At 30.7% G+C, this 11,909-nt stretch carries 11 protein-coding genes; 8 read left to right on the top strand and 3 right to left on the bottom strand.

The window, feature by feature from the left end; genetic code table 11:
* The first annotated feature begins 725 nt into the window (after positions 1 to 725).
* The 3 genes from FLAVO9AF_RS15315 (at position 726) to FLAVO9AF_RS15305 (ending at position 3,552) form a co-directional block, all read left to right on the top strand.
* Positions 726 to 1,130 (top strand): barstar family protein, encoded by a 405-nt coding sequence (locus tag FLAVO9AF_RS15315; RefSeq protein WP_159691299.1) that lies wholly within the window; start codon positions 726 to 728, stop codon positions 1,128 to 1,130.
* A gap of 197 nt (positions 1,131 to 1,327) precedes the next feature.
* The gene (locus FLAVO9AF_RS15310; RefSeq protein WP_159691296.1) at positions 1,328 to 1,798 is read left to right on the top strand and encodes a hypothetical protein; all 471 of its coding nucleotides are present in this window, start codon (positions 1,328 to 1,330) and stop codon (positions 1,796 to 1,798) included.
* A 1,199-nt stretch (positions 1,799 to 2,997) separates the two neighbouring features.
* Positions 2,998 to 3,552, top strand: a complete 555-nt coding sequence (locus tag FLAVO9AF_RS15305) for a hypothetical protein (RefSeq protein ID WP_159691293.1) — start codon at positions 2,998 to 3,000, stop codon at positions 3,550 to 3,552.
* Between the two features lie 245 nt (positions 3,553 to 3,797).
* Here the strand turns inward: FLAVO9AF_RS15305 and FLAVO9AF_RS15300 are convergent, their stop codons facing one another.
* The 3 genes from FLAVO9AF_RS15300 to FLAVO9AF_RS15290 are packed head-to-tail and all read right to left on the bottom strand — an operon-like array spanning position 3,798 to position 5,229.
* Complete coding sequence (locus FLAVO9AF_RS15300; protein ID WP_159691288.1) at positions 3,798 to 4,259, bottom strand: hypothetical protein; 462 nt, start codon at positions 4,257 to 4,259, stop codon at positions 3,798 to 3,800.
* Complete coding sequence (locus FLAVO9AF_RS15295) at positions 4,252 to 4,674, bottom strand: helix-turn-helix transcriptional regulator (protein WP_236552345.1); 423 nt, start codon at positions 4,672 to 4,674, stop codon at positions 4,252 to 4,254. The genes FLAVO9AF_RS15300 and FLAVO9AF_RS15295 overlap by 8 nt, the downstream gene beginning before the upstream one ends.
* Positions 4,675 to 4,701: 27 nt before the next feature.
* The gene (locus FLAVO9AF_RS15290) at positions 4,702 to 5,229 is read right to left on the bottom strand and encodes a hypothetical protein (RefSeq protein WP_159691282.1); all 528 of its coding nucleotides are present in this window, start codon (positions 5,227 to 5,229) and stop codon (positions 4,702 to 4,704) included.
* A 611-nt stretch (positions 5,230 to 5,840) separates the two neighbouring features.
* Between FLAVO9AF_RS15290 and FLAVO9AF_RS15285 the strand changes: the two genes are divergently transcribed.
* The 5 genes from FLAVO9AF_RS15285 (at position 5,841) to FLAVO9AF_RS15265 (ending at position 11,645) form a co-directional block, all read left to right on the top strand.
* Positions 5,841 to 6,254 carry a contact-dependent growth inhibition system immunity protein gene (locus FLAVO9AF_RS15285; RefSeq protein WP_159691279.1) on the top strand — a complete coding sequence of 138 codons (414 nt, stop codon included), beginning with the start codon at positions 5,841 to 5,843 and terminating at the stop codon, positions 6,252 to 6,254.
* A 712-nt stretch (positions 6,255 to 6,966) separates the two neighbouring features.
* A complete protein-coding gene (locus tag FLAVO9AF_RS15280) occupies positions 6,967 to 7,770 on the top strand; it encodes a hypothetical protein (protein WP_159691276.1) in 804 nt (267 codons plus the stop codon).
* A 961-nt stretch (positions 7,771 to 8,731) separates the two neighbouring features.
* Positions 8,732 to 9,550 carry a hypothetical protein gene (locus tag FLAVO9AF_RS15275; protein WP_159691273.1) on the top strand — a complete coding sequence of 273 codons (819 nt, stop codon included), beginning with the start codon at positions 8,732 to 8,734 and terminating at the stop codon, positions 9,548 to 9,550.
* A gap of 169 nt (positions 9,551 to 9,719) precedes the next feature.
* Entirely contained in the window at positions 9,720 to 10,310 is a 591-nt protein-coding gene (locus FLAVO9AF_RS15270; RefSeq protein WP_159691269.1) for a hypothetical protein, read from the top strand.
* A 186-nt stretch (positions 10,311 to 10,496) separates the two neighbouring features.
* Positions 10,497 to 11,645, top strand: a complete 1,149-nt coding sequence (locus FLAVO9AF_RS15265) for a hypothetical protein (RefSeq protein WP_159691266.1) — start codon at positions 10,497 to 10,499, stop codon at positions 11,643 to 11,645.
* Positions 11,646 to 11,909 lie beyond the last annotated feature (264 nt).

Genomic DNA, 11,909 nt, shown 5'->3' with positions numbered 1-11,909 from the left:
ACCAACACACGCTACAAGCAAGCTGGGCAATTGGCTTAATTTGAAAAAAGTTTGTGTTTGATGCATTTGTTTTTAACCGAAAGATTACGCATCTTTAATCCCAGCCTGCGTGTAGCGCGGGAACGTTAGGCGTTATAAACTCCAAAAGCAATAAAAAACAACAAGACGGGCTGCGTTTGAAGTATACGATGATGGAAGAAAATTATAACCCAATTATTGCTTTGACAAAAGACAAAATCGGATGAAAATTAAAAGCAGTGTAGAAAAATACAGATAGTAAATAAAATGGGTGAAATAGTATTTAGTTTTTTAGCTATAATTTTTGGAGCATATATAATTTGGTCAACATCTAAAAAACCAGTGATAAAGCCCCTTTTTAGTATTACTTGTGGTAGCTATCTCTCAGGGATTGGTTTTATAATAATTGGAATAATCACTATTTTGAAAGTTATCTTAGAATAAATAATGCCAATGTTTCAAGTCCCAAGCTACTCTAGGTAATGTGTGTTTTTCTGAGGATATTATATTGTATTGAAAAAGAATGATTTTTAAAACGTATAAGTACAACGCCTAACACACGCTACAAGCAAGCTGGGCAATTGGCTTGATATGAAAATAGTTTGTGTTTGATACATTTGTTTTTAACCGAAAGATTACGCATCTTTAGTCCCAGCCTGCGTGTAGCGCGGGAACGTTAGCGGTCAGGCAACCAAAAATGACGAAAAATGAGCATTAAAACAATCATAATTGACGGGAAAAATTTTTCAACTCTAAAAACATTTTATGAGGAAATTGATAGAGTTTTGACAAAAGATTTAGATTGGAAAACGGGTCACAATTTGGATGCTTTAAACGATATATTTAGAGGTGGATTTGGTGTTACTGAATATAAAGAGCCTATAATTCTGATTTGGAAAAATATCTCGAAAAGTAAAAATGATTTGGGAATTAAAGCAACCCAAAGATTCTACAAAATAAAAATTTGTACTGATAAATATAACATATCAAATGTCAAACATTGGAAAGTAAAGTTAAAAGAACTTTTCCATAAAAATGGAAAAACGCTTTTTTCTATTATTGTTGAAATCATCAAAGAAAATGAACATATTGAATTTAAATTCGAAAATTAAATCGAAGTAAATGCCCGAACCGCTAACAGCCACTACAACGGATTTGGGCATTAGGCTTAATGGAAAAAATGGTCTTGTATTTGGAATATTTGGCAAATCCGAAAATAGGGCTTAATTTAATCCCAAACCCGCTGTAGTGCCAGAACGTTAGCGGTTATACGCACGAAGAACGAGAAAATTCAGAATCTAAAACATAAATGAAGAAAAAAACACTTTTACTATTAATCTCATTTGCATTCTTGTCGTGTAACAAGACAAGTAAAGTTGAATCCCAAAATACTGAAAAGCAAACTGATTCTTTATCTATAAATAAAGAAACCCTAAAATCAGAAACTCGAACGAAAACTCAAACGAAAAATGAATCCAAAACACAAAATTGGTTCGATGATTTAATTGCTGATTACATAAAAAAATCAGACAATAAACTTATCAAAACGTCTTTAAAAAATAAGGAACGAATTGAATGGCTTTTAGACAGAACTGAAAAAACCGATTCTACAAACTATTATATTTTTAATATTGGTCAAAATGTATCAGAAGAAGACGGTTCTGAATCAAGATTTACCTCTAATGGATGGATATATATTGATAGTATATCTAAAAAAATATACGAATACGACCTACCAAATGATAGTTTAATCGTGTGGAAGAATAAGCACAACCGCTAACAGCTACTACAACGGATTTGGGCAATTGGCTTAATGGGAAAAATGGTTTTGTACTTGGATGTTTAGCGATAACCGAAAAATAAATCTTAATTTAGAACCCAAACCCGCTGTAGTACCAGAACGTTATAGGGCAGTTGAGCCGAAATTACGCAGACAAATCCAATTTGAAAATAAACAGTTGTTTCCGCCGAATGTTTTCAAAGCAGAAGCGTGAAAATTGGAAGTGCTAACAAACGTTGGAAAATCGGATTCTAACGAGAAGCAAACGAAAAACTGATGTGTGAAAATCGAACTTTGCCAACAGAAGCGTGAAAAGCAGAAGCGTGAAAAGTGGAACTTGCCAAGAGAAACTTGAAAAGCAGACTTTAAAGAATGTGAACAGAAGAAGCAAACCTAGAATTGGGACTCTCCTACTCTAACTTGAAAAAGTGTGAAAGCTAGAATTGGCCAACAGAAGCGTGAAAAATTTGCGGTTTAATAGTAATTTCGACTAAACAACCGCCCTATAACACACGCTACAAGCAAGCTGGGCAATGGGTTTAATTTGAAAATAGTTTGTGTTTGATACATTTGTTTTTAACCGAAAGAATACGCATCTTTAATCCCAGCCTGCGTGTAGCGCGGGAACGTTATAGGGCAGTTGAGCCGAAATTACGCAGACAAATCCAATTTGAAAATAAACAGTTGTTTCCGCCGAATGTTTTCAAAGCAGAAGCGTGAAAATTGGAAGTGCTAACAAACGTTGGAAAATCGGATTCTAACGAGAAGCAAACGAAAAACTGATGTGTGAAAATCGAACTTTGCCAACAGAAGCGTGAAAAGCAGAAGCGTGAAAAGTGGAACTTGCCAAGAGAAACTTGAAAAGCAGACTTTAAAGAATGTGAACAGAAGAAGCAAACCTAGAATTGGGACTCTCCTACTCTAACTTGAAAAAGTGTGAAAGCTAGAATTGGCCAACAGAAGCGTGAAAAATTTGCGGTTTAATAGTAATTTCGACTAAACAACCGCCCTATAACACACGCTACAAGCAAGCTGGGCAATGGGTTTAATTTGAAAATAGTTTGTGTTTGATACATTTGTTTTTAACCGAAAGAATACGCATCTTTAATCCCAGCCTGCGTGTAGCGCGGGAACGTTAGCGGATATTTTAGAAAAAAAACGGAGAAAAGAGACATAACAAAGAAATTTTTACTTGAAAAATGCTAAAGAAACTTACAATAATTAGTCTGTTTATTTTATTCCTTCCTTTTTTTCAAACTTGCTCTGACAAAAATATTTCAGAAAATACGTTGCTTAAAAATAGTCCATTAACTGAAGAAGTGAAAAGTGAATTTAAAACTGTACTTAATGGAAAAGATTATAATTTAAGTTTTGAAGAATTAACAAAAAAGAAGAAAAAAGCAATTAATGATTTTGTAAAACTTAAAAAAGAATTGACGCTAAATGGATACCAAATTGGAAAACTATTTATTGAAGATATTGAAACTCCACAATGGCCATTATTACCTTTTACAATTTCAATTTTATTAAATTTATTTTTAATATTCTATTCGTTCAAAGAAAATCCGAAAATAACTTTAATTTTAAGTATTGTAAACTTAATTTTGATAATTATTCCTTTGATTATGTTATACTTTGGAAAAATATTTGAAGATATTGAACAACTAAAAATTGGTTATTATTTACTAGTGTTTAATTTAGTAATAATATCTTTTCAATCATATTCAGAATTGAAAAGAAAAAACATCCGCTAACACACGCTACAAGCAAGCTGGGCAATTTGCTTGATTTGAAAAATAGTTTGTATTTGATACATTTGTTTTTAACCGAAAGATTACGCATCTTTAATCCCAGCCTGCGTGTAGCGCGGGGACGTTATGGTGTATAGCCCCGTTGACGAGAAACAGCCGATTTTAATCAGATGTTTTGTTCGGAAAAATCATAACGAAGCTTAAAACTTGCCCAAAAAGCAATCAAAGATTGGAAAGTCAGGAAACCTTTATAAATTATTTTCAGAATTATTAGCCAAATCTTTTTTTATGTCAATTATAGGAAGAATAAAATTTTCAAAACTACTATCTTTTAATTTATCTAATAGAATCCCTCTAGTTGTTGAATAAACTATCGCAGAAATACTATCGGTTAGCATTTTGTCTATTTCTAGTTCATCATTATTAGATAACTTATGGAGCAAATCGAAGTTTTCGACAAGAATTAAATAAGTTATTAAAACATTAGCCTCTGAAATTAATGAATCATCATTTGAGTTTAGTTTTTTAATAGAAATCTCTAAGTCAGATTTCACAATATTCTTTTCAACATTAAACCCAAGGCTTATACTATTAGATACATCATAATAAGAATCTATATCCATGTTTTGTTCTAATAAATCATGAATATTAATTTTTACTATACGATAATCTATAAAATGTAATAATTCAGGTTTGAAAGGACTATTCATTTACAACTAAATTTTTATAAGTTTTATTATAATTCTCATTATGGAAACTAATGTTCTTAGAATAGGACTTAGTTGATGTATTAATCGTCCAAACTAAGGTTGTTTTGTTATTAATATCTTTTAAACTAAGTTTTTCTTCAACTAAAATTTCTTTTTTTGGTATCTCAATTAGTTTAACTCCTAATTCAACTTGTAATTTACAAATAGATTTTAAAGTTAAATTATGATTCCCATTCAACCATTTAGATATTTCAGAAGGATTCTTATCAAGTCTCTCAGCTAATTCTTTTTTAGAAATATTTTGACTTTTCAATGATTCATTTATGCGTACTACTAAATCTGCATAAAGGCTAGAAAACAATTTAACGTCTTCTGGCATGTTTTTAATCATGTTTTTAACAAAATCACTTTTCATTTTATATTAAATTAAATTTCAAATAATTTATAAATATATTTCATCAGAATCATCAAATGTAAATATTTTATTTCCAACTATTTTTATTGTCCCATCATTTAGATTATCCTTTATTCTTTTGGCATATATCTGAGCTTCTTGAAAATTTACAGATAAATCAGGACTATCTTGTGCATCATTAGAAGATTTAATACCTCCATTAAACAAAACAATTACTTCATCATTTATTCTATAACAATATAACCGCAAAGGAAAATCATCATAAAAAAAATCAATCTCATAAAGATTATTTTTTTTACTCTTTTTATATGGTATTGCCGTAGCTTCTCTCTCTTGCCTGTTAAAAAAGAATTCTAACGCACCATGAACTTCAGAAATTTCATTGATAACAAATTGTAATATTAAATTAACTGCATATGTAATGTTTTCATCATCAAAACTACCATATTTCTGAAAAAAATAATCAACTATACCATATTTATCATCATCTAGTTTTACTGTGTAAATAGTACATTTAGAACCTTGATGCCAAATATCTAGTGCAAATGTACTCATAAATACCCAAAATAAAAGTTAAATTTCACTTATAAGTTAATTTCTGTTTTATAACTGCTCAAATATATGAAAAATACAACACATTGCACAGGTTTTGCAATATTGCAGTTCTAAGCTTAATTTAAAGTTTGTTTTGTACTTTTAAAATCAGTGATTAACCGAAAGTCTAAATATTACTTAATTGGCAACATTCGAAAAAACTGAAGCTGTTATTTTTGCCACTTTTTGATTTTCAATTTCCGTTTTCAAACTCTTTTTTCTGAAAATTGAAAACTATTTAGAACGGAAATCGAAAGCTGAATAAGTTTACTGAAATTGAAATGTCAAATCTTTCGTGCTCAGCATCGTCAAGCTACACACCATAACACACGCTACAAGCAATTTGGGTATTTGGCTTAATTTAAAAATGGTTTTGTATTTGGAAATATTTGGCAAATCCGAATAATGGGTTTAATTTAGTCCCAAACTGCTTATAGCGCGGGGACGTTATGTGCAACCATATGACAACCGCAACAGACAATAAAAAGCCTATAGAAATTGGGATTACTTTGTTGGATGTTACTGTCAAAACTTAGCAAATAAAAGAATTGGCTTTTTAATTGTAATGACAAATGATAAAACTCGAAAATAACTGGCGCCAAAAATCACTAGAAAGCCTTGAAAAAAATACTTGGCCTGCACTAAGTTCTGACGAAAGTTCATATTTAATAAAGACTTGCAACTCGTTACGCAAAAAACAACTTCAGGACTTAACGACCGAAGACTTGAGACTAATGATTGGACAAGATATTGGACTTTGTTTTTTGATACCTATAGCAATTGAAACTTTGACAGACAATTTGTTCTCAGAAGGCGATATGTATGAAGGTGATTTATTGAAAAGTGTTTTGGAAGTGGATACTAATTTTTGGAAAGAAAACAAACATTATTGGCAGCAGCTTAACGACTTAATCAAAGACAGAATGGAAGAAATAGCCAAAATGCAATTTGACATTTCTAAATTTGAAATTTGTAATACACATTGAGAAAAAAGGCTACACATAACAGCTACTACAACGGATTTGGGCATTTGGCTTAATGGGAAAAATGGTTTTGTATTTGGATGTTTAGTGATAACCGAAAAATAAATCTTAATTTAGAACCCAAACCCGCTGTAGTACCAGAACGTTATAGGGCAGTTGAGCCGAAATTACGCAGACAAATCCAATTTGAAAATAAACAGTTGTTTCCGCCGAATGTTTTCAAAGCAGAAGCGTGAAAATTGGAAGCGCTAACAAACGTTGGAAAATCGGATTCTAACGACAAGCAAACAAAAAACTGATGTGTGAAAAATGAAGTGTGAAAATTGGACTTTGCCAACAGAAGCGTGAAAAGCAGAAATGTGAAAAACTAAACTTATCAAGAGAAGCTTAAAAGCAGATTTTAAAGAAAGTGAACAGGAGAAGCAAACCTAAAATTGGGACTCTCCTACTCTAACGTGAAAAAATGAAAAAGTGTGAAAACTGAAATTGGCCAACAGAAGCGTGAAAAATTTGCGGTTTAATAGTAATTTCGACTAAACAACCGCCCTATAACACACGCTACAAGCAAGCTGGGCAATTGGCTTAATTTGAAGATAGTTTGTGTATGATACATTTGTTTTTAACCGAAAGATTACGCATCTTTAATCCCAGCCTGCGTGTAGCGCGGGAACGTTGGCGGTAAGCTTGCCTAAAAAACGCAACAAAAAAAAATAATATGTCAGAAATCGCAGAAGTAAAAGACATTCGATTTGTAATTAAAATTGACAACAAAAACCCTGTTGAATTAGTTGATTTAACAAAGTCTTTATTTTCTTTAGCATCTCAATTCAGCAGTTATGTTGAAAAAAACGGAAATCATAAAGAAGAAAGAGAAGCAAAACTCTATGTTAAAGAAATAAAATCAGGAAGCGTAATTGTTGAATTGGTTGAATTGGCTACAGTTGGAATGATTCCGTTTGTAGAAAATGTAAATACAGTTGTTGGTTTTGCTGAATATTGTAAAAAAGCCTATAATTTTCTATTAAAAGGCGAAGGAAAAAAACCTGAACTAACTCAATCAGATTATAAAGAACTTTCTGCAATTGTAAATCCAATAGCAAAAGACAAAGCATCACAAATAAATTTTAGCACAACAATTAATGGAAATGTAAACTTTACTTTTAATTTAGACTCTACTCAATCGAATGCTGTTCAAAATATCGTAAAAAGGGAACTTGATTTTCTTAAAGTTCCAGAGCAACAAGACGACAAATTTGAAAAAGTAGTGATGACTTGGTTTCAAGCAAGAGGTAATATAAAAAGTAAATCAGGAAATAAAGGAATAATAGAAGAACTTAACAAAAAAGAGTTGAATGTAATATTTGAAGATGATAACGTTAAAGAAAAAATGTTACACAGCGATATAAATCCATTTACTACAGCTTTTGTAGTTGATGTGAAAATCTTGAATATAAACGGAAAACCATCAATATATAAAATCACTAATTTTCACGAACACTTTGAAATTACTGAAGAATAAAAGCCTACCGCCAACACACGCTACAAGCAATTTGGGGATTTGGCTTAATGGAAAAATTGGTTTGTATTTGGAAGATTTGGCAAATCCGAAAATAGAGCTTAATTTAGTCCCAAACTGCCTGTAGCGCGGGAACGTTAGCGGTCAGTTGACACAAAAAAACAAGTACTAACAAAGTGATTACTATAATTGAACTTTCTTAAGAACTAAATTTGATGAATACCGAAAATCGAAATGCTTCATTGTCAATAATATTTTATGTTATTTCCGTAATAGCTATATTGATTATTAATTTATCAGGACAATTTAAATCTGGTCCTTGTACACCAAATTTAGATTTTTTCTCAATTTTCATTGTTGCCATTTTAAACATAATATTATTAATAATTAATGCAATATCAACTTTTGGACTAAAAAGAGAAACAAGATATTCTTATTTTATTCATCTTTTCATATTTATAATTTGGGTAATAGCATTGATTATAAATAGTTAATGTTGTTGTTTTATAAAATAATATTGAAAATTGAATTTTGAAAAGTCTTAGTTTGTAATTGGAACTTGAAAAGCAGAAACTTGAATATTGGGGTTTCTAATCGAAAAGTAAAACTGAAACTTAAATTCTCGGGTTATCTAATTGAAACGAACCAATCGATTTTATTGTGAAATTGACATGGAAAAAGAGAATAAAATTTAGCCGAGATTTGGGCAAGAATTGGGTTTTTAATCTGCCAAGATAAGGCTGAGAATCGATTAATAATTAGGAATATCGGTAAGCAACAACCGAACCGCTAACAGCTACTACAACGGATTTGGGCAATTGGCTTAATGGGAAAAATGGTTTTGTATTTGGCAGTTTAGTGATAACCGAAAAATAAATCTTAATTTAGAACCCAAACCCGCTGTAGTACCAGAACGTTACAAGCAACCCTAGAACTACACAACAACAATCAAATAGTTGAAAATATGCCAGAAAAACTTTTAGACACTATAAATATGACCCAACAAGTTATACCTGTCAAAATTATTTCAGACACGAACAAGTTTGATTGGGAACCATATGTTCTAATTGTTGCGACACTTTCACTTGTCGCCGCTGTAATAATTCCATTTGCTCAAAAATGGTATGAAGAATTTAGGACTAAAAGAAGCTTTCAGTTTTATTTTAAAAAGCAGTTGGGCATAATTCTAAATTTATTGACAACCCAAAAAATAGAGTATATAAAACCAAGTGTAAAAGACAATCCCGAAAAACAATATTTGACTCCAACAGAATTTTCAAGAAAATTAGAAGCAGATTTCAAGGAACATAAAGAAGCTTTACAACCTCGGACTATTTTCTCTCTTTTAATGAACCTTCAGCAATTTATGCAATATGTTTTTCAGCTGCGTTATTCTCTGACGCAAATTGACTTTGAAAAACTTACGGAACGGACTTTAGAACACGGCAAGGAATTATCTAAAGAAGAGCTACAAAAGGCTTACGGAATTATTTTAATTTACGAGAGTTTTATAAGTATTTCTTTATTTCACGACAGATTTGGTGAAATGAAAACAATCAAAAGAGAATTAAAGGACAATGTTTGGGTTGGTTTAAAACTAGACAAGGACTTTTTACAAAATCAAAATTTACTTAACCAAGACTTACTGCACCTCAATAATAATGAACAAAGTATCTCTGAGATTACTCAAATGGTAAGAATCGTTGAAAACAAAACAAAAGAATATTTCGACTTCGATAACTTGCAAAAGAGACGTGCGACTAACAATAATGAAAAAGTATGATTACAGAAAGAAGGGCAGCTTGTAACACACGCTACAAGCAAGCTGGGCAATTGGCTTAATTTGAAGATAGTTTGTGTTTGATACATTTGTTTTTAACCGAAAGATTACGCATCTTTAATCCCAGCCTGCGTGTAGCGCGGGAACGTTGGCAGCTATATTACACCAAACAATGAAAATACTCGACATATTTAGAAGAATAACAATTAATAAATCGGGAAATAAAAATCCCGAAAATAGTGTTTATTTTCACGAAGATAGCTTTAACCAAGTTGAATTTTTACCGCGTGAAAACATAGTTTATCTGGAAAATGAAAACGAAAAAATAGAAAATTTTGCAGTGGAAAATTATGATGGTAATGGATTCTCAAATGTCTATGGACGAAAAGAAAATCCAGTAACTATTGAAACCAAAAAAATTCCTTTTGACAAGGTAGACAGAATGCTTATTGAACTCGGAATGGTAAAAAATTCAGAAGTTTATGAGGGCTATGGTTCGACAAAATGGAAATGTGAAAATACCTTTGCGTATACTTTCGGAAAATCTGAAATATTTATAACCTCAAAAGATGATTATATTAAAGATTTTTGGATTGATGGCTTTAGATTTCATAAGGATGATGAAATCAAATCAAAATTGAAAAATATTCTATTTACTATTGGAAATGAAATGAATTTAATCTTGAACGATTGGGATTTAACAGTAACTATTGATTTGAAAATTGAAACAGAAATCGATAAATACTTAAACGAACAGTTCTAAAAATACAGCTGCCAACACACGCTACAAGCAAGCTGGGCAATTGGCTTAATTTGAAAATAGTTTGTATTTGATGCATTTGTTTTTAACCGAAAGATTACGCATCTTTAATCCCAGCCTGCGTGTAGCGCGGGAACGTTGGCAGTAATGCGAAAAAACCGAAGAGAATTCAATAACCAAACACAACAAATGAAAAATAAAAATATATTTTTAATACTAATATTATTCTCCATTTGTTCTTTAGCTTTTTCTCAAGAATTACCTAAAGATTCTCTTTACGGAAATGTAAAAAAAGTAAAAGAAAAAGTACTTTTTTTGACCAAAACAGAAAATCCTAAATTATTTTATGATGATGCTGATTATGGACATTCAGGGTTTATGGGACCAGAATCAACAATCAAAAGATTTTATGATACGTGGTATTCTACAAACTTCTGTTATTATTTAAATTATGAGCGACATTTTAATACAAAAAGAAAAATTATCAAAGATATATGGTACGGAAAAAACAATGATTTTATGGAATCTTATAGGTATTTATATGATGAAAAAGATAGATTAATAAGTAAAATAGATTCTCTAAAATATTCTGTAGATATCGAAAATCATTATTTTAAGGAATATGGCGAATATGTGGATGAAAGTATTCTTTATGAGAATTTAAGACTCAATTTATTTAGTCACGACTATAAGAAATATAAAAATGGAAAAATCATAATTCAAAAAAACTTTGATAATGAAGGAACTTTATATGAGTACGTGAATAATTATAATGATAACGGAAAACTATCATACGTAACTTTTAAAAATCCCAATAGTTGGAAAAAGTCCGGGGAAAATAGTTGGGGATATGGTGTGCAGGATTCTATTGGAGTAACTTATAAAAGTTTAATCAATGAATATGACAAAAACAACAAACTTATAAAAACTCAAAAATTTGATTTATATTCTGATGAGAATTATAAAAATCCTGTGAAAACTAGTGAATCTATATTTAAATATGATGGTAATAATTTGATGACTCAAATAAATAGTTCTAGAGGTTATCAACCTTTAACTTATGTTCATTATAAATATGATAAAAAAGGTAATTTAACTGAAAAATATTGTTGTGATGAAGATATTTCCAAAGCTAAAATAATTGAGAAATACTTTTACAAAAATGATAAAATTGTCACATTAAATTATAGCGAAGAATCATTTAATAGTCAAAAAAATGATAATTATAACATTTCTTATTCTTACAAATTTGATAATAACAAAAATTGGGTTGAAATTACAAAGACAGTTAATGGTGTTGATCTTTTTAAATGGGTTAGAGAAATCGAATATTACTAAAACAACGCACTACTGCCAACACACGCTACAACGGATTTGGGCAATCGGCTTAATGGAAAGTTGGTTTTGTATTTGGAATGATTTGGCAAATCCGAAAATAGGGCTTAATTTAGTCCCAAACCCGCTGTAGCGCGAGAACGTTATGTGACACCTTTGAAAAAAATGAGAAGAAAATACATTATCTGTTTTTTAATATTGTTAACGATTTCGACAATAAATGCGCAATCGAAAAGACAATTTACAAAAGTTCAAAACTCTGTAATC

Source organism: Flavobacterium sp. 9R (genome assembly GCF_902506345.1).
GTDB lineage: Bacteria > Bacteroidota > Bacteroidia > Flavobacteriales > Flavobacteriaceae > Flavobacterium.
The sequence above is the reverse complement of the archived record's forward strand: the minus strand, read 5'-3'. Positions and strand labels throughout refer to the sequence as shown.